This window comes from Anaeromyxobacter sp. SG64, from assembly GCF_022690745.1.
GTDB classification, from domain to species: domain Bacteria; phylum Myxococcota; class Myxococcia; order Myxococcales; family Anaeromyxobacteraceae; genus Anaeromyxobacter; species Anaeromyxobacter soli.
This window is the reverse complement of the sequence record NZ_JALCZB010000009.1, coordinates 1-24,651: the sequence shown is the minus strand read 5'-3', so window position 1 is coordinate 24,651 and position 24,651 is coordinate 1. Positions and strand designations below refer to the sequence as shown.

Below are 24,651 nucleotides of genomic sequence, written 5' to 3'. Positions count from 1 at the left end.
TGAGGGCGGAGATTTCGGGCGAGATGCCGCTGAGCCGCACATCGGTCCTCCTCGTCGAGGACGATCCCGGAATCCGCGAGGCGCTCGCGGACCTGCTCGAGCTCCTCGGAGCGCGGGTCGAGGTGGCCGTCGACGGCGAGGACGGCTGGGAGATCCTGCACGACGCTGGGCTCCGGCCCACGCTGGTGCTGCTCGACCTCTTCCTCCCGCGGCTCGACGGGGTGGCGCTGCTCGGGCGCATCCGCGCCGACGCGCGGCTCCGCTCGCTCGCGGTCGTGACGATGAGCGCGGCGGTGAAGGAGCGCCCGCCCGGCGCGGACGGTCACCTCGAGAAGCCGTTCGACCTCGAGCGGCTGGTGTCGGTCGTGCGGGCGTTCTGCCCGCCGCAGGCCGTCGAGCCGGGCCGCGCCCAGCGCATGGCCGCCGGGCAGGCCGCCCGGAACTGATCCCTGCCACCCTGCAGAGCCGCGGACGCGACCCGTCTGCGTGGCGGGCGCGCCACCGGCGGGGTGCGCCGCGCGGAGCCGTCCGCTCGTGGGCCCGCGGGGCCGGTTGCAACACAAACGAGTCGATCGCACTATGCCCGGGTGCGAGCCTTCGTTCGGGTCCTCCTCCCGCTGGTGGTCGTCCTGGCGGGGCTCGCCTGGGCGGCCGCTGCGCTCCTGAACGGGACGGCCCGGGCCTGGTACGAGAAGGACGTCGGCCTGCGCGCGCACCTCGTGGTGGCTGGCGCCCGCGAGGCGCTCGCCACGCACCTCGCGTCGGGCGATCGGCGGCGGGTGGGGGCGGTGCTCGCCGAGATCGCCCGCGACGACCGCATCATGGCGGCGTCGGTGTGCGGGCGCGGGATGCGGACCGTGGCGCGCACGGGGGTCGGCCCGAGCGCGTACGAGTGCGACGCGCTCGGCGAGCGGTTCGGGGTCCCGGCCGAGGGGGAGCGGCTCGAGCTCGACCGGGTCGAGGACGCGGAGGGCGGGCTCGTCCACTTCACCGTCCAGCCTCTCCTCGACGACGACGGGGCGGTCCTCGCCCACGTCGCGCTCGTCCACGACCTCAGCTTCGTCGCGCGCCGCGAGGCCGCGCTGCGCCGCTACACCGCCGGCGCGTTCGCGATCGTCGCGATCCTCGCCTCGATCCTCACCGTGTTCGTGCGGCGCCTGTCGTGGCGGACGTGGAACGAGGAGCTGCGCCGGGTCCTCACCCTCGGGCGCTCCGTCCCGGGGGCCGCCGTCCGCTCCCCGCGCAAGGAGTTCCAGCCGCTGCTCTCCGACGTCCGCCAGCTCGTGTCGGACCTCGCCGCGGAGCAGGGCCACGGCACCGGCGGCCGCTGGTCGGCCGAGCGGCTCCACCGGACGCTGACGGAGACGCTCCACGGCGAGGGGATCGTCACGCTGGCGAACCGCGAGCCCTACATCCACGACCGCGCGCCGGACGGGAGCATGCGCGTGCTGCACCCGGCGAGCGGCCTCGTGACCGCGCTCGAGCCGGTGATGCGCGCCTGCTCGGGCGTGTGGGTCGCGCACGGGAGCGGCACCGCCGACCGCGCCGCGGTGGACGGCCACGACCGGGTGCGCGTCCCGCCGGGCGAGGAGTCCTACGCGATCCGCCGGGTGTGGCTCACGCCGGAGGAGGAGCGCGGCTACTATTACGGCTTCTCGAACGAGGGCCTCTGGCCGCTCTGCCACGTGGCGCATACGCGACCGGTGTTCCGCGCGCAGGACTGGCGCGAGTACCAGCGCGTGAACCGCCGCTTCGCCGAGGCCGTCTGCGAGGAGGTGGACGGGCCCGACCCGATCGTCCTCGTGCAGGACTACCACTTCGCCCTCGCGCCCCGGATGATCCGCGAGCGGCTGCCGCGCGCCACCATCATCAGCTTCTGGCACGTCCCCTGGCCGAACGCCGAGCGCTTCGGGATCTGCCCGTGGGCGAACGAGCTGCTCGACGGCATGCTCGGCTCGAGCGTCGTCGGCTTCCACACCCAGCTCCACTGCAACAACTTCTTCGACGGGGTGGACCGCTTCCTCGAGGCGCGCCTCGACCGCGAGCGGCAGTCGGTCGTGCTCGGCGGCCGCGAGTCGCTCGTGCGCGCCTACCCGATCTCGATCGACTGGCCGAACCGCTGGGCCGCGGAGGCGCCGCCGCCCTCGGAGTGCCGGCGGCAGGTGCTCGCGGAGCTGGGGCTCCCGCCCGACGCGAAGCTCGGCGTCGGGGTGGATCGGCTCGACTACACGAAGGGCATCGAGGAGCGGCTGCTCGCGGTGGAGCGGCTCCTCGAGCGCTTCCCGCACCTGCGCGGCCGCTTCACGTTCGTCCAGCTCTCCGCGCCGAGCCGCACGCTCATCGACAAGTACCGCGAGCTCTCCGAGCGGGTCGACGCGATCGCCAGCCGCGTGAACGCCCGCTTCGCGGAGGGTGCGTGGCGGCCGATCGCGCTCCTGCGCGCGCACCACGAGCCGCCCACCATCTTCCGGTACCTCCGCGCCGCCGACGTCTGCTACGTCTCCTCGCTGCACGACGGCATGAACCTCGTCGCCAAGGAGTTCGTGGCGGCCCGGGACGACGAGCGCGGCGTGCTCGTGCTCTCGCGCTTCACCGGCGCGGCGCGCGAGCTCACCGAGGCGCTCCTCGTGAACCCGTACGACATCGAGGAGGCGAGCGCGGCGCTCGCGACGGCCATCGCCATGCCTCCCGACGAGCAGGCGGCCCGCATGCGCGCGATGCGCGCGTTCGTGGCCGACTTCAACGTGTACCGATGGGCGGGGCGCATGCTCGTGGACGCGGCGCGCCTCCGCCAGCGGGACCGCCTCTCCACCCGGCTCAACCTGGGCCTGCGCAGCGTCCACGAGGTGAAGCCATGATCCCCGACCTGCTCGCCGCGCCCTCGCGGCAGGCCATCGCCGCGATCGCGCACGACCGGGCGCTCCTCGCGTTCGACTTCGACGGCACGCTCGCCCCCATCGTGGACGAGCCCGGCCGCGCCCTGATGCGGCCCGACACGCGCGCGCTCCTGCGCGTCGCGGCGCTGCTCTACCCGTGCGTCGTGGTCTCGGGGCGCTCCCGCGCGGATCTCGCCCCCCGGCTCGAGGGCGTGCCCCTCGTGGCGTGGGTCGGGAACCACGGCGCGGAGGCGGGGTTCGGGCCGGTGGACCGGTCCCCGCGCGGGACGGTGCTCGGCTGGCGCGCGGCGCTCACGGCGCGCCTCGGCGACCTCCCGGGCGTCGAGATCGAGGACAAGGGGCTCTCGATCGCGATCCACTACCGGCGCGCGGCGGAGCCGGCCGCCGCCGAGCTCGCGATCCGCGAGGCGGCCGCCGCGCTCCCGGGGGCGCGCGTCTTCGGCGGCCACGCGGTCGTGAACGCGGTCCCGGCGGACGCGCCGACGAAGGGGGACGCCATCGCGGAGCTCCTCGAGCGGAGCGGCTGCCGGACCGCCCTGTACGTCGGCGACGACGCCACCGACGAGGACGCGTTCCGGGCGCCCGGAGTCGTCGGCGTGGTGATCGGCGCGAGCGAGGCGAGCGCCGCGGCGTACCGGCTCGCCAGCCAGGAGGCGATCGACGATCTCCTCCGCCTGCTCGTGGAGGAGCGCAGCCGCCTCGACGGGCGGGAGTCGCGGGCGGAGTCGCTCGCGCGCGCGGTCCAGCCAGAGCGGTAGCTCCGTCCTAGCCGGGCTCGCCCGAGGCGGGCGCGAGCGGGGGCGTCGCTCCGAGCTCGAGCTCGAGGGCTGCGCGCGCGAGCTCGCGCTCCCCCACCCAGCCGAGCACGGCGCCCGCCTGGACGACGGGGAGCTGCGGCAGGCCGTGCCGGTGCAGCGCCGCGATGGCGTCGCGCCACGACGCCGCGGGCGAGAGCGCGGTGAAGGGCACCATCGCGTCGGCCGCGCGCGTCCAGCCGAGCTCGGCGGGACCGAGCGCGCCGAGGAGGGCGAGATCGACGAGGCCCCGCGGGCGTCCGTCGGCCCCGCGGACGAGCGCGACCCGCTGGCTGGTGCCGGCGCTCGCCGCCGCCACGGCGGAGAGCGGGGCCTCCTCGGGGAAGTCCGGCAGGTCGGGCAGCACGAGCAGCTCGGCCGCGGGCCGCGCCAGCGCCTGTCGCAGCACGTCGCTCGCGCCGCCGGCGGCCGTGGCGCGGCTCCGCGGCTGGGCGGGGTAGAGCGACCAGCGCCTGAGCGCCACGTACGAGATCCCGACCGTCAGCATCATCGGGACGAGCAGGTCGTAGCTCCCGGCGAGCTCCGCGACGAGCACGAGCGCGGAGAGCGGCACGTGCGCGACGCCCCCGTAGAACGCGCCCATCCCGACGAGCGCGAACGCCGCCGGCTCGATCCCGGGATCGCCGAACGTCGCCCGGGCGGCGTACCCGAACGCGGCGCCGACCAGCGCGCCCACGACGAGGGAGGGGGCGAAGTCGCCGACCGCCGCGCCGAACCCGATGGTGAGGGCGGACGCGATCGCCTTGGCTGCCGCCATGGCGAGCAGGAGCGCCACGAGCTGCCACCCGGCGGGGAACCACGGCGCGCCGTCCATCGCGACCTGCGCGGTGCCGTACCCGCCGCCCATCACGCCGAACCCCCGGGCCTCCGGGCCGAGCCAGGCTCCCATCGCGACGGCGATCCCGGCGCCGAGCACGCCGGCCCCGAGACCGCCCAGGGCGGGGCGCAGCCAGCGGGGGCCGGGCGTCCTGCGCGAGAGGGCCTGCACCGCCCGGAGCATGCGCACGAAGCCCACCGCGGCGAGCGAGACGAAGATCGCGAGGACCGCGAAGAGCGGAAGCTGGCGTGGCGAGAACGGAAACCGCAGCGACAGGCCGAGGAGGGTCGTCTCGCCGAACGCGGCGATCACGACCGAGTACGAGATGACGCTCGCGAGGATCGACGGCACCAGCGCGTCGGCCTCGAAGTCGTCCCGGTACAGCATCTCTGTCGCGAGCAGGGCGGCGCCGAGCGGGGTGCGGAACACGGCCGCGATGCCGGCGGCGATGCCGGCCACGAAGAGGACGCGCCGCTCCCGCCGGCTCGTGGGGAGGAGCCGCGCCGCGACCGAGCCGATGGCCGCCCCGATCTGCATCGTCGGGCCCTCGCGCCCGCCGGACCCGCCGGACGACAGCGCGGCGAAGGCCGCGGCGAACTTCACCGGCACGACCCGCCAGCGGAACAGGCCGCCGCGGTGGTACCCCTCGATCGTCGCGTCGCCGCCGCCGCCCGCCGTCTCCGGGGCGAACGCGCTCGTGAGGAGCCCGCTCACGAGGCCGCCCGCGGCGGGCAGGAGCGCGAGGAGCCAGGGCCGGAACGCCGCGCTCTTCGCGGCTGCGACGACGACCTCCCCTCGAGCGCGCGCCGGCTCGAAGCCGGCGAGGCCGTGCAGGAGGACGCGCTGGCCGAGCTCGAGCGCGGCGAAGAAGGCTGCGCCGACCACCCCCGCCAGCAGGCCGACCACCGCGGCGTGGAGGAGCACGCGCCCCGCGATGCGCAGCTCGAGCGGCGCCTCCGGGACGAGCAGCGACAGGCCGCCCTGGAGCGCCCGCCCGGTCGAGCTTGCGGCGTCCACCCAGCGGGACAGCGCGCTCGCCAGCGCACGCCAGGGTTGGGGACGCGACGGGGGGTCGGACATGGCGCGAGAGGATACTCCGCGATGCCCGCGCGTAAAGCCGCATCCCTGCCGGGCCGCGGCCGGCCTCGATGATCATCTTGTCCGGCGCGCCTGCGCCCGCGGCGCAACCGTTTGTGGCGCAACGGAAACGAAGACGATTGCGGTCGACGGGGAGCGGGCGGGCGTGCATGCTCGTCTCTCCCCCGCCTGCGCCGGAGCCGGAGCCTGGATGAACGATCGAGTCCCTGCGCGCACCCCGCTCGCGCCGCTCTTCGGCGCGGTCGTGCGGCCGTTCCTCGCCTTCTTCCGCCTGGAGGCCGCGAGCGGGATCGTGCTCCTCGCCGCGGCCCTCGGCGCGCTCGCGTGGGTGAACCTCGGAGGCGCCGAGGTCTACCGGGGCGTGCTCGAGACCGAGCTCGCGCTGGGCGTGGGCGGTGCCGTCGCGCGGTTCACGCTGCTGGAGCTCGTGAACGACGGGCTCATGACGGTCTTCTTCTTCGTGGTGGGCATGGAGATCAAGCGCGAGCTCGCGGTCGGCGAGCTGCGCCGGCCGGCCCAGGCGGCGCTCCCGGCCGTCGCGGCCGTGGGCGGGATGCTCGTCCCCGCCGCCGTGTTCCTCGCGTTCAACGCGGGCGGGCCCGGCGCGCGCGGCTGGGGCATCCCGATGGCGACGGACATCGCCTTCAGCATCGGCGTGCTGGCGCTCCTCGGCCGCCGGGTGCCGCACGGGCTCGTCGTCTTCCTGACGGCGCTCGCCATCTTCGACGACATCGGAGGCATCCTCGTCATCGCGCTGTTCTACGGGCACGGGCTCGACGCGCGCTGGCTCCTCCTGGCTGCGGCGGTGGCCGCCGGCCTGTGGGCGATGTCGCGCGCGTTCGTGCGGAGCTGGGCGCCCTGGGCGGCAGGGGGCGTGCTCCTCTGGTGGGCGCTCCACCACGCCGGGATCCACGCGACCATCGCGGGGGTCGTGCTGGGGCTCGCCATCCCCGCGAGGCCTCGCCGCGGTCCGCGCGAGGTGCTCGCCGGGCTCGGGGAGCACGTCCGCGGGCTCCTCGGGACCTCGGGCGACGAGGAGCTCGACTCCGAGGCGCTGCTGCGGATCGAGGACTCGATCGAGGACCTGGAGGCGCCGCTCGCGCGCTTCGAGCACGCGCTCCACCCCTGGGTGGCGTTCGGCGTGATGCCGCTCTTCGCGCTCGCGAACTCGGGCGTGGCGCTCGGCGGGGGGGGAGGCATCGAGCCGCTCGGCGACGTCGCCGTCGGGACGGCGGCCGCGCTGTTCGTCGGCAAGCAGGTCGGGATCTTCGCCTTCGCGGCGGGCGCGGTGCGGCTCGGCCTCGCGCCGATGCCCGGCGGCGCCTCCTACGCCAAGCTCCTCGGCGTCGCGATCGTCGCAGGCATCGGCTTCACCGTCTCGATCTTCATCGCGGGCCTCGCCTACGCGTCCGATCCGGCCCTGCTCGCCCAGGCGAAGCTCGGGGTCCTCGCAGGCTCGCTCGCCTCCGGCGTGGCCGGCGCGCTGGTGCTCCGCGCCACCGCGGAGGTGAGGCCCGCGTGACGGGCGGCGGTCCTGTGGGGCCGCGCGCCACGGCCGCAGCGGGAGGAGGGACCCCGCCCGCACCGAGCCCCACGCGCGGATGCGGCCGAGAGTCCGACCCCCCACCAGAACGGACGAGCGCGCTTCACGCTGTGGAAGGTCGATCCCTATCCCTGCACGAGGAGCCTTCGTACGAAGACGAGCTTGCAGGCGAGCCTCATCGCCGTACTGGCCGGTTTCGCCAGCCTCGGGGTCCTTGCGGCCGGCGCCTTCGGCGTCATCACGGCGGCGCTGCAGGGCGCGAACGGCGCGATCCTCGCGTCCGCCGAGAGCGTGCGCGAGGCCGAGGAGGCGGCGATCGATCTGCTCGTGCACGCGCGCTCGCGCGATGCGCTCGTGCGCATGGATCACGAGCGGCGGCTCGCCTCGCACCTCGTCGACGCCGACCGGCTGCTCGCGACCCAGGAGGAGCACGCCGCGGCGCACGAGGCGGTCGACGCGGTCGGGGAGTACCTCCTCGCGAGCCGGATGGGCGCGCCTGGCATCGAGGAGCGGCTGGAGCGGGCCTACGCCGCGGTGGGGGCGCTCGTCGACGTGAACATCGCGCACGCCCGGGCGGCGCGCGCGAGCGCCGCCCGCTGGCAGCGGATCGCGAACGTCGCCGGGATCTCCCTCGCGCTCACCCTGGTGCTCGCGTCGGGGGTGCTGGGGTGGTGGCTGAAGACGCGGGCGCTCCGGCCGGTGCTGGAGCTCTCCGACGCGCTCGCGCGCTTCGGCGGGGGAGACCCGCTGGTGCGGGCGCGCGAGGTGGGACCGGAGGAGGTCGCGCGGATGGCGCGCGACTTCAACCGGATGGCGGACGCGCTCGCGCGGCAGCGTCAGGGACAGGCGGCGTTCCTCGCGAGCGTCGCGCACGACCTGCGCAACCCCATCTCCGCCCTGAAGCTCACCGCGGCGGCGGTGCCGCCCGGCGGTCCGTTGCCGCCGGAGGTGCGCATGCGGCGCGCGTTCGAGGTGGTGCGCCGGCAGGCGACGAAGCTCGAGCGGATGCTGAACGACCTCCTCGACACGGCGCGCATCGAGGCGGGCGAGGTCGAGATGCGCGTGGAGCGGGTGGACCTGCGTGAGCTCGTGCGCGCCGCGCTCGAGCTCTTCGAGGGCACCTCGCCGGGCCACCGGCTCGTGTCCGAGGTCCCCGATCACCCCGTGCCCGTCTACTGCGATCCGCTCCGGATCGAGCAGGTGCTCGCGAACCTGCTCTCGAACGCGATCAAGTACTCGCCCGCCGGGGGCGAGGTGCGGGCCACCCTGCGCGTGGCGTCCGGCGAGGCCGTGATCCAGGTGGCGGACCAGGGGATCGGGATCTCGGAGCGCGACCGGGCGACGATCTTCGAGCCGTTCCGGCGGACCGGCAGCCTGCGGTCGGCGGTGGCGGGCACGGGGCTCGGGCTCTACGTGGTCCGGCGGCTCGTCGAGGCGCACGCCGGCTCCGTCGCCGTCGCGAGCCTGGAGGGGACGGGCACGATCTTCACCGTCCGGCTGCCCCTCGCGCACGACGCACCGCGGCTCGCCTCCGAGAACGAGTCGGCCGCGCCCGCGGCGCCCTGAGGCGACGGCGGACGCGGCCGGGGATCGATCGCCGAGGAGGACCGTCAGGGCACGATGAAGACGCCCTTCAGGTCCTCGGTCTGCGAGATGTACTGGGTGACCGGGCTCGAGGCGCCGGGCGGGGTGCAGAGGCCCTTCACCGACTTCACCTTGAACTGGTAGTAGCCGGGAGCGAGCGTGCCGGGATACGTGAACGTCGGCGTCCCTCCGCTCACGCCGGGGATCCGCGTGGGGGGGAGCACCTCGTTGCCGAAGGCGTCCACCACGGTGATCTCGTAGGCCGTCTCCGAGCTGTCGTCCACCCAGGAGAAGATGATCGGGCTGGCCGTGGTGAGGAGCTCCGGGCCGTCCGCGCCGGGAGAGATGACGTCGAGCGAGCCCGTGATCTTGAAGGTCTCGAGCGACACCGGCTGCGCGCCGGTCACGTCGAAGTGCACGAGCTCGGTCCCACCCTGGCAGACGTCCGGGTCGCGCACGAGGAAGTCGTTCTCGAACGCCGCGAGCGCGACGTAGCGGCCGGGCGGGACGCCCGCGATCTCGAAGGCGCCGTCGAGGTTCGGCGCCGTGCTCGGCCCGGGAGCGCGCAGGCCAGGGGGCGTCTCGCCGCGGAGGAGGGCAGGGTCGAAGGTGGACTCGACGACGAGGACCACGGACGTGCCCGTGCCGGCGCCGCGGTTCACGAGGCTGACCTGCCCGGTGACCTTCGCACCCGCCGCCCCGGAGACGAGGGAGAGATCCACGTCGGTCACCGCATCCGCGGCCACCGTCGCGGTCCGGGGAGCGTGGACCGCGCCGCGCGCGTACGCCTGGACCGTGTAGTCGCCGGGGGCGAGGTTGAAGATCGCGTAGTCGCCGTTGCGGTCGGCGAGCGCGCTCGACCCGGGTCCGCCCGCGGCGGGCTCCGCGACCACGAGCACGCCCGGCTGGTTCGCCGGGACCGCGGCCGTGCCGGAGATCGTCCCGGTGCCGGCGGAGGGGAGCTCGAGCAGGCCCACGTCGGTGGTCTGCGGGTCGGCGAGCTCGTAGCGCCCGTCCACGAGAGCGGCCGCGGCGGTGTTGACGGGCAGCGCCTCGCGGATGCCCGACGGGAACGTCGCGTATCCCGCCGCGTCGGCGCGGAGGAAGACGTCGCGCGCGACCGGCTTGCCGTCCTTCGACCGGGCGTTCGCGACCTGGATGCTGAAGTCGCCCGCGGCGTCGGTGATCGCGACGGTGCTGATGGGCGAGCGGTTCGCGTCGAGCGCGACCACGCGGGCGCTCTCGATACCCGCGGCGGTGCCGAGGTCGAACACGTTGCCGCGGATGACGAGCGGCTGCGTGCAGAGGCTCGTCCCGCCCTCGAGCACCTCGCACACCTGGCCGGAGGCGCAGCCGGTCTGCTTGGCCACGTCACACGAGGACTTCTTGTCGGAGCCGCCGCAGGCGAGGGTCGCGGCGAGCGCCGCGGCGAGGGCGAGCGGGGTGAGGCGCTGAGGTCTGCGGAGCACGGAGTTCCTCCAGGATTCGGGCTTCATGCGTCCCTTCTTACAACGACACGGGCGGCCCGTCGCGCGCACGGCCGGCTGCCGGCCATGCGGCGATGAGCGGCGATGTGCCGCCATGTGCGCGAGCGATCCCCGCGCGCGCGACGCTCGCCGGCGCTGGCGCTCTGCTGATCGGGAGGGAAGACGTACCGGTGTGAGAGCGCTCGCCGCGATCATGGCGCTCGCGTCGATCTGCGGGGCCGTCCGCGCCGGCGCGGTGGACGCCCCCGCGGGCGCAGCCGCCGTGGCTCCGCCCCTCGCGTGGCAGGAGCCGGCGCCGCTGGCGCGGCTGTTCCTCCAGCTCCCCTTCGAGGCGCCGGAGACGCTCGCGGCCCGGCGGCTCGCGCTCGAGCTGCGCCTGCTGTACGCCAACAGCCTCCTCGTCGCGGAGAACGAGCGGTTCACCCTCGACGTCCACGTCGAGGCGGCGCAGCCCACGCTGTTCCTGCGCCGAGGGATCGCGCGCGGGGTCGAGGCGCAGCTCGCGGTGCCCTTCGTGGTGGACTCCGGCGGCTTTCTCGACCGGCCCATCGAGCTAGCGGAGCGCCTGTTCCACGCGTCGAACCCGCAGCGAAGAGGCCGTCCCCGGAATGTCGCCCGCTTCGAGCTCGCGCGCCGTGGGGGCGGCGAGGTCTCGCGGGACGGCCCGGGCGCCGGCGTGGGAGACGTCTGGGCCGGGCTCAAGGTGAGCGTCGCGAACCTGGGACGCGGAGCGCTCTCCGTGCGCGGCGCGCTCAAGCTCCCCACGGGAAGGCTGCCCTACGGGAGCGAGGAGCTCGATCTCGGCGCCAGCGTGCTCGCGGGCTTCCGCTGGACCGCGAGCGCGGTGCGACTCCAGCTCGACCTCGGGGTTCCCACCGCTCGCCTTCCGGAGGTGAACGTGACGACGCGACCCTGGGCGCGGCGAACCTGGGCTGGACGCTGGGCCTCGGGGAACGCGTGGCGCTCCAGGTCCAGGCGAGCGGCCATCTCTCGCCGCTCGCCGGCTCCGGCCTCGGCCAGGTCGACCGCGCGACGGCTTACGTGCTCGGGGGAGCGACGTTCGCGCTCGCCCGCCGCGTCGAGCTGCAGGCGGGGATCGCGGAGAATGTCTTCAGCCCGTACCGCGGGGCCGACCTCACGCTCCTCGTCGGGCTACGGTCGCGGCCGTGAAGCCCGCCGCGGCGTCGCCGTCAGGTCCGCGTGAACGGCTCGATCCGCCCGCGCGCCGCGAGCTCCTGCGGGAGCAGCGCCGCGAGCAGCGCCTCGTGGACCGGCGCCGGTACGCCCGCGGCGCGGGCGAGGCGCACCACCGCCCCGGGCTGATCTTCGAGCTCCGACGGACGGGCCGCGCCGACGTCGCGCTGCATGGAGATCGTCCCGTCGGGCTGGACCCCGTCCACGCGCTTGAGCGCCCGGGCGGCGGCGTCCGGCGGGAGGGCCACGCCCCGCGCGCGGGCGAGCGCGGCGATCTCCTCCTGCGCCGCGGCGAGGAGGGCGCGGGTCTCGGGGACGGCGCGGAGGACGCCCACGGGGGCGCGCGTCACGGCGCCGATCGCCCCGAGCGGCTCGACGAAGAGGAACTTCTCCCAGATGGCGGTCTCGATCTCCGGGGTGACCGCCGCCTCCGCGCCCGCGGCCCTCAGGACCGCGGCGACGGCCTCGAGGCGCGGGGAGGGCGCCGCGGCGAGGGCGCCTCGCTCGCCCATGGCGAGGCGCGGGGGTGGCCCGACGTGCTGCACGCGCCCCGCGCCGGCGATCCAGGAGAGGACGTTGATGGTCCCGCCCGCGACGTGCTCGGGGCCGAGCGCCTCCGCAAGCCGGTCGGCCGCCTCCACGCCGTTCTGCAGCGGGACGGCGACGCCGCCCTGCGCGACGAGCGGCGCGAGGGAGGGGGCGACCTCCGCGATCTGCCACGCCTTCACCGCCACCAGCACCGCGTCGGCCGGTCCGAGCGCACCGGGCGCTGCGTCCGCGGCGACGCGCACGGTGAACGCGCCGAGCGACGAATCGACCGCGAGCCCGTCCCGCCGGATCGCCTCGAGGTGCGCGCCGCGCGCGACGACGGCGACCTCGACGCCCGAGCGGGCGAGCAGCCCCCCGAGCAGCCCGCCCACGCCCCCTGCTCCGACGACCACGATGCGCATCCGGGCTGTTTAGCAAAGCCGCCGCACGCCCGCACGTTCGCCGCGCGGCGGGCGCCGGGGCACCGGCCGACCGCTCACGGCGCATCCGGCTCCGGGCCGCCCTCGCCCTCGTGGCTCGCGAGGAGCGAGTAGAGGCGCCGCCGGCTGACGCCCAGCATCCGGGCGGCGTGCGTCTTGTTCCCGCCCGCGCGCTCGAGCGCGGCGTGGAGGAGCTCGCGCTCGAGCGCGTCGAGGCTGAAGCCCTCGACGAGCAGGTCGCCCACGCGGCGCGCGCGCTGCGCGGTCCCCGGGGCGACGTGCTCCGCCCGGAGCTCGTCCTCGCCGGCGAGGATGAGCGCCCGCTCGAGGACGTTCTCGAGCTCGCGCACGTTCCCCGGCCAGCGGTGCTGGACGAGCCGCTCGCGCGCGCTCGGGCCGAGCTTCTCGGGCGGCAGGCCGCGGGCGGCCAGGAAGCGCTCCGCGAGGGGGAGCACGTCCTCGCGCCGGTCCCGCAGCGGCGGCACCGCGATGGCGAACACGTTCAGGCGGTAGAACAGGTCCTCGCGGAAGGCGCCCTCCGCGACGGCGCCCGCGAGGTCGCGGTTCGTCGCGGACACGACCCGCACGTCCACCGTCCGCTCCTCGGTCGCGCCGAGCGGCACGAAGCGGCGATCCTGCAGGAAGCGCAGGAGCTTCACCTGCGTGGGCTGGGTGATCTCGCCGATCTCGTCCAGGAACAGGGTGCCGCGGTCCGCGGCGGCGAGGTGGCCGGCCTTGCGCTGGATCGCGCCGGTGAAGGCCCCCTTCTCGTGGCCGAAGAGCTCGCCCTCGAGGAGCGTCTCCGGCAGCGCCGCGCAGTGCACCTCGACGAGCGGGCCGGCGGCCCGGCGCCCCTGGTAGTGGATGAACCGCGCGAGCTGCGACTTGCCCGTGCCGCTCTCGCCGAGGAGCAGCACGGTCGCGTCGGTCGCCGCGACCTGGCGGGCCGCCTGCAGCGCCGCGCGCATGGCGGGGCTCTCCGCCACGAGCTCGGGCGTGAGCCGGGCGACGAGCCGGGCCTCCCGCGCCTCGGCGCCGCGCTGCGAGACGAGGCGGCGGACGCGGAGCCGGAGCTCGTCCATGGAGAACGGCTTCGTCACGTAGTCGACGGCGCCCGCCTTCATCGCCTCGACCGCCGACTCGGCGGAGGCGTAGGCGGTCATGACGATCACGTCGGGCGGCTGCGGGAGGGCCCGCGCGGCGCGCAGCACGGCGAGCCCGTCCACGTCGGGCATGCGCAGGTCCGTGACCACGAGGTCGAAGCGCGAGGCCGCGAGCCGGACGAGCGCGTCGCGCCCGGAGGTGGCGCGCTCGAGCTCGTGCCCGTCGAGCTCCAGCATCTCGGCGACGAGCTTCCCGAGCTTCGGCTCGTCGTCCACGACCAGGATCCGCGTCATGAGAGGCTCCTATCCAGTGCTCCGGGGCAGGCGCACCTCGAACGCAGCGCCTGGCCCGGGCCCGGCGACGAGCCGCAGCTCGCCGCCGTGCCGCTCCACGATCCTGCGCGCGATGGCGAGCCCCAGCCCCGCGCCGTCCTTGCGCCCCGTCGCGAACGGCTCGAACAGCCGCGCGCGCAGCGCGGGATCGATCCCGCGCCCGTCGTCCCGCACCTCGAGGACCACCGCGCCGTCCACGGCCGACCCCCGGATCTCGATCCGCCCGGCGCCGGCCTCGGCGGCGTTCTGGAGGAGGTTCGAGAGCACCTGCCGCAGGCGCGCGGGATCGGCGCGCACGGGCAGCGGCGGGACCGCGAGCCGGACCTCCACCCGCGGGTGGGAGCGCGCGAGCCCGCGGGCGGCCTCGTCCGCCACCGCGGCCGCGTCCAGCTCCGCGGGCGAGATCGACGGCTCGCGCGCGAGGTCGAGGAAGTCGTCGGTGAGCCGCCGGAGCCGCTCGACCTCGCCGAGCACGTCCTCCAGCGCCTCCCGGTCGCGCGGGCCGAGCGCGCCCGCGGTCCGCTCGCGCACGAGCTCGACCGCACCGCGGATCACGCCGAGCGGGTTGCGGATCTCGTGGGCGACCATGGCCCCCATCCGCGCGAGGGCGTCGCCGCGCGCGGCCCGCTCCGCGCCGACGCGGCGCTGCGCCTCGCCGCGCGCCCAGTGGATCCCGAGCGCGGCCAGGCTCAGCGCCCCGAGCACCGAGACGACGACCGCCACGAGGAGCGCACGCCGGACCCCCGCCCGCGCCTGCGCGAACGACTCGCCCGCCTCGAGGGCCAGCACCGCGCGGGGGGCGTCCGGTCCCCGGATCGGGAAGTAGCCGGTCGCGACGGGCAGGTCGCCGACGGCGTACCCGAACGCGATCGAGGCCTCGCCGCGGAGCGCGCGCGCGACGCGACCCGCGTCCACGCGCAAGAGGTCCGCCCGCGCACCCGCGGGCCCGGTCGCGTCGGCGAGCACGACGAGCTCCGGCGAGAGCACGTACGCTCCCTCGAGCGCGTTCGCCGTCATGATGGCGCGCAGGCGCTGGGAGGTCGGGGGGACGTCGGCGAGGAGCTCGGCCGCGGCGGTGCCCGCGCCGCGGAGCCGCTCCTCGAGGACCCGATCGAGCGCGCCGGTCGCGGAGCGATGCAGGGACAGCGTCGCGGTGAGCGCGACGGCGAGGCCGACGGCGGCCGCGGCGAGGGGAATGCGCGCGAGGGACACTACCGTCCCAGCGTGTAACCGATCGCCACCGAGGGCGCGACCTGGTCGTAGGAGAGGGCGTCGACGTTGGACAGCGCGTGCCGGCCGACGACGCCCGCCCGCGCGATCCAGCGGTCGGCGAGATCCACCTCCAGGAACGTCGCGCCGTCGAGGTAGGTGTCGCGGCGCCGGGCGCCGAGCGCGGCGTCGAACGCGTCGTAGGCCCGGAAGGTGAGCCCGAGATCGACTCCCAGCCGGGCGCGCCCGAGGAGGACGCGCGCCTCGGCGCGCGGGCCGTGCTCCCAGAAGGAGAGGACGGGCTCGTCCGCGGCGTCCCGCGCGCCGGCGTACGCGACGCCGAGCCGGAGCCGCGAGGTCGCGTCGAGCGAGGCGCGCGCCTCGGCCCGCTGCAGGACTCCGGAGAACGGCGACCAGTTGCCGGCGTAGGACTCGAAGCGCACGGCGTAGCTTCCGGTCACGGCCGCCCGGCCGCGGCGCAGCCAGCCCGAGGCGAGGAGCCGATGGGCGCCCAGGTAGTCCTCTCCGCCGAGGGCCCGGTGCGCGTACTCGTACTCCGCGGCCGCGCCACGGTTTCCGGCGCGGAGCTGCCAGCCGGCGGCCGCCTCGACCCCGCCCAGATCGTACGCGTCGAGCCGGGCGAGCTCGTGCCAGAGCCCGCCGGCGCGCAGGTACGGGCCGCGGGCGCCTCGCGGGCGCCACAGGGCCGAGGCGGAGAGCGACGCCGTGCCGTCGGACCTGGGCGCGACGCCTTCGGGGCCGCCCGGGCCCAGGTTGACGTTCGAGTCCCAGCCGGACTCGGCGAGGAACGACAGGACGAGCCGGCCATCTCTCCGGGCGAGGCGGGCGAGATCCAGGGCGGGGCTCGCGAGCGCCGGGTTCGCCGCCGCGCCCTCGAGGAGCGACGCGGCCCGCGTCCCGTCGCCGGCGCGCAGCGCGACGAGCCCCAGGTAGAAGCGCGCCTCCTCGCGGTGCGCGGGCTCCCGCTCGGCCGCGCGCAGGAGCCGCTCGGCGGCCGCGTCGTCGCCCAGCTCGTAGCGGGCGATGCCGCCGAGGAGCGCGGCCGGGGCGCTGCCATCCGCGGCGAACGCCGCCTCGAACGCGCGCGCCGCGCCCGCGAGATCCTCCGCGTCGAGCTTGCGGAGGCCCTCCTGGAACGGGTCCTCGCCGCGCGCGGCGCAGAGCCGCGCGAGCGCGGCGCGGGAGGCCGCGTCGACGGGATCGCGCGCGAGCGCCTCGCGGTACGCCGCCGCGGCGCTGTCCCGCGCCCCCGCGGCGAGCTCGGAGTCGCCGACGGCGCGGTAAGCCTGCGCGGCGGCCGGATCGGGCGGGAGCGGCTCGACCGGCGCGCAGGGATCCACGGCGGCGAGCGCGAGCGATAGGAGGGGAGCGAGCACCTCAGCCTCCGTTCCGCGGCGTGACGTCGCCGTCCGGGTCCGCGGCTCGCGTCGTGCCGGCTCGCGTCGCGAGCGCGTCCGCCTCCCGGCAGTAGGCCGCGGCGAGCGCAGCGCGGCCCTCCGCGCGGCGGGCCTGGCAGCGGGCGCGGTACCAGGCGAGGGTCGTCTCCGAAGGGGCCGCCGCGAGGGCGGGGGCGAGCTCGGCGCGGATGGCGCGCGCCTGCTCGGCGATGCGCGGGCCGGAGCGGTCGCCGAGGCCCGCGAGGAGCCGGTCGGCGCACGTGTAGAGCCGGGCGCCGTAGCAGGCCAGGGCGCGGTAGTAATCGTGGAGCGGAAGGCCGCCGTCGCCGGCGGTCTCGAACGTCTCGACCGCCTCCTCGAAGCGGTCGAGCTTCACGAGCGCCGCGCCCGCGTACCCGGCTGCCTCCGGCTCCCCGAGCTTCTCGGCGACGCGGAACTCGACGAGCGCCGCGTCGTAGCGCTCGGCCCGGAAGTGCGCCGCTCCGGCGAGGAGATGCGACTCGGCGCCGCCCGCCGGCGCGTTCGCGGCGACCAGGACTGCGAGGGCGGCGGCCTGCAGCACGACGACTCCGCTCATCTCCCGCCCATGTGGCCGCCGTCCATGCCACCGCCCATGTGACCGCCTTCCATCCCGCCGTGCATCTCGCGCGTGCGCACCGCCCCGGCCGCGTCGCGGCAGTCACCCGCCGAGTCCCCCGGGTGCATCCCGCTCCGGTGGCCCGCGTCGGCCCCGTGGTCGCGGTCGCGACCGACGTGGCGCGCGCGCTGCTGCTCGCCGTGACGGGCGGCGCGGTCGTGGGCGGCCCGCGAGGCCTCCTCGCGGCGCTCCCGCTCGGCGCGGGCACCCGGTGCCATCAGGTCGCCGTCGGGGAGCGAGGGCGGGCGCTCCGGAAGCGACGCGCGCTCGAGCAGGGCCTCCCGGACCGCCTCGTGCGCGGCGCGCATCGTCTCGTCGTCGGCGGAGGCGGCGAGAGGGCCGAGCGCGGCGGCGAGGGCGAGGGCGGCGAGGGGGGCTTGGCGCATGGACTCATTCTCCTGGGAGCCGCCCGCGGCGGCAACGATGCGAAAAGCACGCCTCGTGCCGCTCGCAACCCGGCGCGGACGCCGGGGATTCGCCCCGCCGGTGTCCCGTGCAGTACGGTCGAGCGTACCGGATGGTACGGTGCCGCGTGCCCCGGCCGCGCTCACATCCGCCTGAAATGCAGCCGTTTCGGGGCGGCGGCAGCGGTGGCACGCCGACTGCGATGGAGAGGGGTCGCGGCGCGCCGGAGCACGCCGCGGCCCGGAGCCGGAGGCGAGCGCCTCTCCGCGGAGTACCTCGCTCGCAAGAGGTAGAGACGTGAGGACGAAGAGCTGGATGTTCGGGATCGTCGCCGCGTGCGGCGGCGCGGAGAGCGGCGGAGTGGACACGCAGGTCCAGGCGTACCAGGCGGCGCGGGGGGACCTCGCGACGGCGGTCCAGACCTACCAGTCCGAGGCGTCCACGGCGAGCACCACCGACGCCTGCCAGGCGGCGCAGGCGCGGTACGGCGCGGCCGCCGGCCCGGCGCTGGAGCGCATGCGCCAGATGAGCGGCGCGCTCGCGGGCGACGGCCAGCACATGGGTGGGACGAGCGGAATGGGCATGACCGGCGGGATGGGCATGCAGAGCGGCGGCGCCGATCTCTCCTGCGGCGTCGCGGCGATGACGACGGAGCTCGCCCGCCACCAGGCGGTCGCGTGCGCCGGGGACGCCCTCGCGAACCACGCGGAGATGCAGCAGCACCTCTGTCAGATGAGCGGCTGGCTCGAGCAGCAGCGCGTGCGCTGCCAGGCGATGCTGGGCGAGGGCACGGGGCCGGGCGCCTGCCTGGCGAACCCCGACGGGACGTACGCGATGGGCGCCTGCGCCGACGGCACCGCATGTCCGTACGCGTGCGACGGCACCGCCGGCGTGCAGCCCGCCACGGCACCCTGAGCGACGGGCGGAGGACGCCCGCCGCCCCGCGCGGCTGGCGTCCTCTAACGTAGCCGCAGGATCCGGATCCCGCCCACGAGCACCATGGCGGCGACTGCAGCGCCGACCGCGAGGTCGGGCAGCCGGGAGCCGGTGATCGCGACGAGGGCGCCCGCGAGGATGACGCCCAGGTTCGCGAGCACGTCGTTCGTCGAGAAGATGACGCTCGCCTTCATGTGCGCGCCCCCGTCGCGGTGGCGCGACACGAGGAGGAGCGAGGAGACGTTGGCGGCGAGCGCGAGGAGCGAGATCCCCATCATGGCGGGGGCCTCGGGCGCGCTGCCCGCCGCGAGCCGCCGCACGACGTCCCCGAGCGCCCCCAGCGCGAGCGCGGCCTGCAGCCAGCCGGAGACGTGCGCGGCCCGGACCTTGAGCGCCGCGGGCTTCCCGACGGCGTAGAGCGCCAGCGCGTACACCGCCGCGTCGGCGAGCATGTCGAGCGAGTCGGCGACGAGCCCCATCGACTGCGCGAGCCAGCCGGACACGAGCTCCACCGCGAACATCGCGGCGTTGATCGCGAGGACCGCGCGGAGCGTCCCCGCCTCCCGAGCGTCCGAGTCCACCGCGCCGGCGCTCGCTGCCGCCGCCTCGCTCTGGAGGACCGCGGCGCCGAGCCCGAGCGGCACGAGGCGGGCCAGGAGCGCGGACGCGTCGCCCCCGTGCACGACGGCGACCTCCCGCGCGGCGAGGTCGAAGCGGAGCTCTCCGATCTCGGCACCGTCGAGCGCCATCCGGATGAGCCGCTCCTCGGACGGACAGTCCATCTTCGGGACCGAGAACAGGGTGCGGCGCAGCGTCACGGGGTGAGGGGAGCCCATCGGCCGTTCGTTACCGCGTCCGCGCCGTGATGGCCACCTTCGCACCGCCAGCCCGCGGGGGAACCCGCTCGCCGCCGCGACGGGAGGAGCGACCGCCAGGCGCCTGGATTAGCACCCGGGCATGGCGCTTCGGATCGAGGACTACGCGCTCGTCGGGGACATGCAGAGCGCCGCCCTCGTCGGCCGCGACGGTTCGGTGGACTGGCTGTGCTGGCCGCGGTTCGACTCGGATGCGTGCTTCGCCGCGCTGCTCGGTGGTCCGGACGACGGGCGCTGGCGCATCGCGCCGAGGCTCGAGCCGCGCCGCGTGACGCGGCGCTACCACCCCGGCACGCTCGTGCTCGAGACGGACTTCGAGGTGGACGGCGGGCGTGTCCGCCTCGTCGATTGCATGCCGCCGCGCGCGGACGTGCCCGACCTCGTGCGCGTCGTCGAGGGCGTCGAGGGGCGCGTCGCGATCGACTTCGAGCTGCGGCTCAGGATGGAGTACGGCGCGCGCCGCCCCTGGCTGCGCCGGCTCGACGGCGGGGTCGAGGCGCTGGCGGGACCGGACGCGGTGCTGCTCCGCTCGCCGCTCGCGTGCGAGCTCGAGGACGCTTGCGCGCGGCGCACCTTCGAGGTCGAGGCGGGGCAGCGGGTGCCCTTCACGCTCACCTGGTTCCCCTCGCACCGCGCGCCGCCGCGCCCGATCGACCCGCTCGTCCAGCTGGAGAACACCGAGCGGTTCTGGGCGGGCTGGGTCGCGCGCTGCACGCACGAGGGCCCGTGGCGCGACGAGGTCATCCGGTCCCTGGTCACGCTCAAGGCGCTCACGTACGCGCCCACGGGAGGCCTCGTGGCGGCGGCCACGACCTCGCTGCCCGAGCGGCTCGGCGGCGTGCGCAACTGGGACTACCGCTACTGCTGGATCCGCGACGCCACCCTCGCGCTCACCGCGCTCGTCGACGCGGGCTATCGCGAGGAGGCGGCGGCGTGGCGGGACTGGCTCCTCCGCGCCGTCGCGGGCGATCCGGAGAAGCTGCAGATCATGTACGGCCTCGCCGGGGAGCGGCGGCTCGACGAGCGGGAGGTGCCGTGGCTCGCGGGGTACGAGGGCTCGCGACCGGTGCGGGTCGGCAACGCCGCGCACCGCCAGCTCCAGCTCGACGTCTACGGCGAGGTGATGGACAGCCTGTTCCAGGCGGAGGAGGCCGGCCTCTCGCCGCGGCCCGAGGGGTGGCGCATGCAGCGGGCGCTGCTCGAGGCGCTCGAGGGGCGCTGGGACGAGCCGGACGAGGGGATCTGGGAGGTGCGCGCCGGGCGCCAGATGTTCACGCACTCGAAGGTGATGGCGTGGGTCGCGTTCGACCGCGCCATCCGGGCGGTGCGCCGGTTCGGGCTCGAGGCCCCGGTCGAGCGCTGGCGGGCGCTGCGCAAGCAGATCCACGAGGAGGTCTGCCGGCGCGGCTACGACGTCGAGCGTGGCGCGTTCGTGCAGCGCTACGGCGCGAAGGACCTCGACGCGAGCCTGCTCGTCATCCCGGTGGTCGGGTTCCTGCCCCCGCGCGACCCGCGCGTGCTCGGGACCATCGACGCGATCGGGCGCGAGCTCGTGGACGACGGCCTCGTGCGACGCTACGACACCGCGACCACGCCCGACGGGCTGCCGCCGGGGGAGGGGATCTTCCTCGCCTGCTCGTTCTGGATGGTGGACGCGCTCGCGCTCGCCGGGCGGCGGGACGAGGCGGTGCGCCTGTTCGAGCGCGTGAGCAGCCTCGCGAACGACGTGGGGCTGCTCAGCGAGCAGTACGACCCGGGCGCGCGGCGGCTCGTCGGGAACTACCCGCAGGCGTTCAGCCACATGGCGCTCGTCGGCAGCGCCGAGGTGCTGGCCCGCGGGTGCGGGCCCGCGAGCCGGCGGTCGCGCTGAGCGGTGCGCGCCGGGCTCGCGGTCCCGCGTGAGGCGCGCTACGGTCCCCGGTAGACGGTGAGCCCGCCGTTCGCGCCCTTCCAGGTCGCCATGTGGCTGAAGTAGACGATCCGGCCGTCCACGCCCGCGTAGGCGTCGATCTGGATCGAGCCGACCGGGTTCTGCTGCGCGAAGAGCGGGGCGGTCTTCGGGACCGGGAACGTCCAGGCGCCGTCCTTGTAGCGGCCGATGACGCCGTAGCCGAGGCCGGCCCAGACAGAGCCGTCCTTCGGGTCGCAGGCGACCGAGTACACCGCGCACACGGACGTGCCGGCCTCGTCCCAGCAGTACTCCGGCGGGATGGCGACGTGCTCGAACACGTCGTCCAGGAGCGGCTCGCCCGGCGCGCGGCGCGCGAGCCCGTGGATCTCGGAGGCGATCCAGAGCGTCCCGTCCGGGCAGAAGGAGATCGAGCTCACCGCGTCCTGGTAGGCGGGGTTGTTCGCCCAGAACTCGGTGGCGGACGTGAAGATCGGGTCCGGCCAGACGTCGTAGAACCCGGTCCAGGCCGACCAGTCGCCGTCCTTCGGCGGGAACATCGGCGCGTTCCAGCCGTCGGCGCGCGCCCCCGCGCCCTTCTTCACCGCGAGCCGGATGCCGTTCGCGGCCCACGGATCCCCCGTCGTCGGGTCGATGGCGAGGGCGGTGGCGGTGCCGGTGATCATCTCCCCGCCCGGCTTCCGGGGGACGCCGTTCTCGTAGATGACGCCGCGGAGATCCGGGTGATCGTGCTCCCACACGTCCTGCGCGGCCTCGAAGCCGGGGTACTTCGTGGCGTCCACGTGCCAGCCGCGCTCCGCGGCGTTCGCGATGAGGACCGAGAACGAGCCGTGCGAGCCGGCGAACCAGACGTCCCCGTAGTGCGAGCCGCGCGCGGTGTCGTGCTCGACCGCGATGCGGTGCACCTGGCGGACCTTCTTGCGACCGAGGTTCCAGAAGTCGTAGGCGCCCGTCTCGTTCACGCGCTCCGGGGGCGCCGCGATGAACACGTGCCGCGCGCGCGAGAGCGTGCCCGCCGCCGCGTCGAAGTCGACCACGTCCGCTCCGCCCGACGACATCCACCACTCCGGGTCGAGGTCGCCGTCGGTGCCCATCCCCATGAAGCCGAGCACCGCGCGGCCCGGCGCGGCGCCGGCGACCGAGATGACGGGGCACAGCAGCGTCTGCGCCTCGTCGCAGTTCGTGGTGAGCCCCGCGGACTTCGCGTCGAAGGCCTTGAACTCGGCGTCGGTGCGCGCCTTCGCGAACACCGCCGCGCCTGCCGCCACGTACACGTTGCCGGCCTCGTCGGGCGACGCGTCGTAGACCCCGACCTTGTCTCCCTCGGCGGCGTAGAACGACCAGCTGCCCACGGTGGCCGGCGCCGCGAGCGTCACCGCCGGCTGAGCGTCGGGCGGCGGCACGACGACGGGAGGATCCACCGGCGGCTGCACCGGCGGCGGCTGCACCGGCGGAGGCTGCTCCTGCGGCTGCTTCGCCCCGTCGCCGCCACCGCCGCCACACGCCGCGAGGAGGGTGGCTGCCACGAAGACCCACTTCCTGCCGAGACGTCCGCTCACTCCGCTTCCCCTTTCGACGACGCGCCGCTCGCCCTGCCGTCACACGAGCGGCTTCACGTCGGGACGCTGAGCGTCGCGCCGCGCGCGAGCAACTGCCGCCACGGGACGGCCCCACGGCCGAGGCACGCAGGGGGATTCCCGTCCCGGGGGCTTGCTGCCGGCGAGGCGCAGAACGGTGGGCGGAACGCCGCCCCCGCGAGTCCTCGACGAGGTCCCGACGCGACCGACCAGGCTCCCGCCGGCTGACCGGCGGGTCGACCGAGCGGCGCTCGGATGCTTGCGGCCCGGCCCTCCGGTCGCCTACGGTGAATGCCCCGTCTGGAGGCGTCGTGGACCCGGAAGGAAAGCGCGAATCCGTCCTGCTCGTCCGCGCCGGCGGGCGTGCGTGCGCGATCCCGCTCTCCCAGGTGATCGAGACCCTGCGTCCGCTCCCCACGACGCCGTGCGCGGGGCTCCCGCCGTTCGTGCTCGGGGGCGCCGTGGTGCGCGGCGCGGCCGTCCCCGTGGTGGAGCTCGGCGCGTTCCTCGGCGTCGCCCCCGCGCCGGCGACCCGCTTCGTCCTCGTCCGCTGCGGCGCTCGTCCCGCCGCGCTCGCGGTGGACTCCGTCACGGGCGTCGCGTCGATCGCCGGCGGGGACCGGACGGCGACGGCGCTCCTGGGCGCCGCGGACGGCGGCGCCATCGAGGCGCTCGGCGCGCTCGACGGCGAGCTGCTCGTCCTCCTGCGCGCGGCGCGGATCGTGCCGGACGGCGCGTGGCGCGCCATCACCGGGCAGGAGGACGTCGCGTGATCGGCCCGGCCCGCCCGGATCAGGTGGAGCGCTTCCGCCGCGCGCTGGGCGCCCGGCTCGGGCTGCGGTTCGACGACGACAAGCTGGACCTCCTCGCGCAGGTCGCGGGCGAGCGGGCCGAGGCGACCGGGGTCCGGTCCATCGACGCGTACGTCGCGCGGCTCTCGACGGACGCGAGCGGCGACGAGGTCCGGGCCCTGGCCGAGCGGCTCACGGTCGGCGAGACCTACTTCTTCCGGAACACCAACGACATGGAGGCGTTCACGGGCGCGGTGCTGCCGGACCGGGTGAGCCGGCGCGGCGTCGACCGCCGGCTCCGGCTCCTGTCCGCCGGGTGCGCCTCGGGCGAGGAGCCGTACACGCTCGCCATGCTCGTCCGCGCGACTCCGCAGCTCGCGTCCTGGGACGTGCGCGTGCACGGGATCGACGTCAACCCGGCCGCGATCGCCCGGGCGCGCGAGGCGCGCTACTCGGCCTGGTCGCTGCGGCAGACGTCGCCCGCGCTGCGCGCCCGCTTCTTCCGCCCGGAGGGCCGCGACTTCCGAGTGGTCGACGACGTGCGGGCCCTCGTCACGTTCGAGGAGCGGAACCTCGTCGACGAGGATCCCGAGCTGTGGGCGCCCGGGAGCTGGGACGTCGTCTTCTGCCGGAACGTCGTCATGTACTTCTCGCCCGAGGTGTTCCGGCGCGTGGTCGCGCGGATCGCCGGCGCGCTCGTGCCCGGCGGCTATCTCTTCCTCGGCCACGCCGAGACGCTGCGCGGCGTCTCGACCGACTACCACCTGCGGCAGTCGCACGGGACCTTCTACTACCAGTCCCGGGGCGCCGACGAGCGCGGGCTCGCGCCCGCCCTGACGCAGGAGGAGCTCCCGGCGCCGACGCCCCCGCCCGACGCGCGGACGGCGTGGGTGCAGGCCATCCAGGACGCCTCGGAGCGCGTCGCCCGGTTCGCCGCGGCGGCGCGCGCGCCCGCGCCGCGGGACGCACCTGCCGGGCAGGACGCCCCGCCGGCCCAGGCCGACGCGGCCCCGCCCGCCGACGGCGCGCGCGTCGCGCTCGCGCTCGAGCTCCTG

General features: G+C 75.9%; 20 protein-coding genes. 10 read left to right on the top strand and 10 right to left on the bottom strand.

The genetic code is table 11. The features are described 5' to 3' along the window. The first annotated feature begins 23 nt into the window (after positions 1-23). The 3 genes from MNZ29_RS04585 (at position 24) to otsB (ending at position 3,655) form a co-directional block, all read left to right on the top strand. Entirely contained in the window at positions 24-446 is a 423-nt protein-coding gene (locus MNZ29_RS04585) for a response regulator (protein WP_242337358.1), read from the top strand. 141 nt (positions 447-587) lie between these two features. Continuing rightward, entirely contained in the window at positions 588-2,858 is a 2,271-nt protein-coding gene (locus MNZ29_RS04580) for a trehalose-6-phosphate synthase (protein ID WP_242353154.1), read from the top strand. After that, positions 2,855-3,655, top strand: a complete 801-nt coding sequence (otsB, locus tag MNZ29_RS04575; RefSeq protein WP_242337362.1) for a trehalose-phosphatase — start codon at positions 2,855-2,857, stop codon at positions 3,653-3,655. The genes MNZ29_RS04580 and otsB overlap by 4 nt, the downstream gene beginning before the upstream one ends. Positions 3,656-3,662: 7 nt before the next feature. Here otsB and MNZ29_RS04570 read toward each other — a convergent pair whose 3' ends face one another. Beyond that, on the bottom strand, positions 3,663-5,609 hold the full coding sequence (locus MNZ29_RS04570; protein WP_242353144.1) for a chloride channel protein: 1,947 nt from the start codon (positions 5,607-5,609) through the stop codon (positions 3,663-3,665). A gap of 208 nt (positions 5,610-5,817) precedes the next feature. Between MNZ29_RS04570 and nhaA the strand changes: the two genes are divergently transcribed. Then, entirely contained in the window at positions 5,818-7,149 is a 1,332-nt protein-coding gene (gene nhaA, locus MNZ29_RS04565) for a Na+/H+ antiporter NhaA (protein ID WP_242353142.1), read from the top strand. Positions 7,150-7,332: 183 nt separating this feature from the next. Beyond that, the gene (locus MNZ29_RS04560; RefSeq protein ID WP_242337367.1) at positions 7,333-8,736 is read left to right on the top strand and encodes a HAMP domain-containing sensor histidine kinase; all 1,404 of its coding nucleotides are present in this window, start codon (positions 7,333-7,335) and stop codon (positions 8,734-8,736) included. A gap of 44 nt (positions 8,737-8,780) precedes the next feature. Here MNZ29_RS04560 and MNZ29_RS04555 read toward each other — a convergent pair whose 3' ends face one another. Further along, positions 8,781-10,250, bottom strand: coding sequence for a carboxypeptidase-like regulatory domain-containing protein (locus tag MNZ29_RS04555; protein ID WP_242337369.1), 1,470 nt, complete (start codon positions 10,248-10,250; stop codon positions 8,781-8,783). A 163-nt stretch (positions 10,251-10,413) separates the two neighbouring features. On the opposite strand from MNZ29_RS04555, the gene MNZ29_RS04550 reads away from it, so the two are divergent. Further along, positions 10,414-11,445, top strand: a complete 1,032-nt coding sequence (locus MNZ29_RS04550) for a DUF3187 family protein (protein WP_242353140.1) — start codon at positions 10,414-10,416, stop codon at positions 11,443-11,445. Here MNZ29_RS04550 and MNZ29_RS04545 read toward each other — a convergent pair. From MNZ29_RS04545 to MNZ29_RS04520, 6 genes are all read right to left on the bottom strand, one after another. Then, positions 11,432-12,385 (bottom strand): ketopantoate reductase family protein, encoded by a 954-nt coding sequence (locus MNZ29_RS04545; protein WP_242353130.1) that lies wholly within the window; start codon positions 12,383-12,385, stop codon positions 11,432-11,434. The two genes, MNZ29_RS04550 and MNZ29_RS04545, sit on opposite strands and share 14 nt — an antisense overlap. Before the next feature lie 74 nt (positions 12,386-12,459). Then, positions 12,460-13,800, bottom strand: coding sequence for a sigma-54 dependent transcriptional regulator (locus MNZ29_RS04540; protein ID WP_242353128.1), 1,341 nt, complete (start codon positions 13,798-13,800; stop codon positions 12,460-12,462). A 9-nt stretch (positions 13,801-13,809) separates the two neighbouring features. Continuing rightward, positions 13,810-15,051 carry a PAS domain-containing sensor histidine kinase gene (locus tag MNZ29_RS24845; RefSeq protein WP_242353125.1) on the bottom strand — a complete coding sequence of 414 codons (1,242 nt, stop codon included), beginning with the start codon at positions 15,049-15,051 and terminating at the stop codon, positions 13,810-13,812. Beyond that, positions 15,051-16,445, bottom strand: a complete 1,395-nt coding sequence (locus tag MNZ29_RS04530; protein ID WP_242353106.1) for a hypothetical protein — start codon at positions 16,443-16,445, stop codon at positions 15,051-15,053. The genes MNZ29_RS24845 and MNZ29_RS04530 overlap by 1 nt, the downstream gene beginning before the upstream one ends. Position 16,446: 1 nt before the next feature. After that, the gene (locus MNZ29_RS04525; RefSeq protein WP_242337381.1) at positions 16,447-17,043 is read right to left on the bottom strand and encodes a hypothetical protein; all 597 of its coding nucleotides are present in this window, start codon (positions 17,041-17,043) and stop codon (positions 16,447-16,449) included. Further along, the gene (locus tag MNZ29_RS04520; protein WP_242337383.1) at positions 17,040-17,489 is read right to left on the bottom strand and encodes a hypothetical protein; all 450 of its coding nucleotides are present in this window, start codon (positions 17,487-17,489) and stop codon (positions 17,040-17,042) included. The genes MNZ29_RS04525 and MNZ29_RS04520 overlap by 4 nt, the downstream gene beginning before the upstream one ends. 316 nt (positions 17,490-17,805) lie before the next feature. On the opposite strand from MNZ29_RS04520, the gene MNZ29_RS04515 reads away from it, so the two are divergent. After that, positions 17,806-18,423, top strand: a complete 618-nt coding sequence (locus tag MNZ29_RS04515) for a hypothetical protein (RefSeq protein WP_242353103.1) — start codon at positions 17,806-17,808, stop codon at positions 18,421-18,423. Positions 18,424-18,467: 44 nt separating this feature from the next. Here the strand turns inward: MNZ29_RS04515 and MNZ29_RS04510 are convergent, their stop codons facing one another. Next, positions 18,468-19,280: a cation transporter gene (locus MNZ29_RS04510; RefSeq protein ID WP_242353101.1), complete on the bottom strand. Its 813-nt coding sequence runs from the start codon at positions 19,278-19,280 to the stop codon at positions 18,468-18,470. Positions 19,281-19,401: 121 nt separating this feature from the next. Between MNZ29_RS04510 and MNZ29_RS04505 the strand changes: the two genes are divergently transcribed. Continuing rightward, a complete protein-coding gene (locus MNZ29_RS04505) occupies positions 19,402-21,189 on the top strand; it encodes a glycoside hydrolase family 15 protein (protein WP_242353090.1) in 1,788 nt (595 codons plus the stop codon). A gap of 38 nt (positions 21,190-21,227) precedes the next feature. Here the strand turns inward: MNZ29_RS04505 and MNZ29_RS04500 are convergent, their stop codons facing one another. Next, positions 21,228-22,754, bottom strand: a complete 1,527-nt coding sequence (locus MNZ29_RS04500; RefSeq protein ID WP_242353088.1) for a hypothetical protein — start codon at positions 22,752-22,754, stop codon at positions 21,228-21,230. 362 nt (positions 22,755-23,116) lie between these two features. Between MNZ29_RS04500 and MNZ29_RS04495 the strand changes: the two genes are divergently transcribed. Together MNZ29_RS04495 and MNZ29_RS04490 are read left to right on the top strand one after the other, a co-directional pair. Then, positions 23,117-23,578 carry a chemotaxis protein CheW gene (locus MNZ29_RS04495; RefSeq protein ID WP_242353085.1) on the top strand — a complete coding sequence of 154 codons (462 nt, stop codon included), beginning with the start codon at positions 23,117-23,119 and terminating at the stop codon, positions 23,576-23,578. Beyond that, positions 23,575-24,651: CheR family methyltransferase (locus MNZ29_RS04490; protein WP_242353083.1), on the top strand; the 1,077-nt coding region annotated here is incomplete at its 3' end. The genes MNZ29_RS04495 and MNZ29_RS04490, both read left to right, overlap by 4 nt.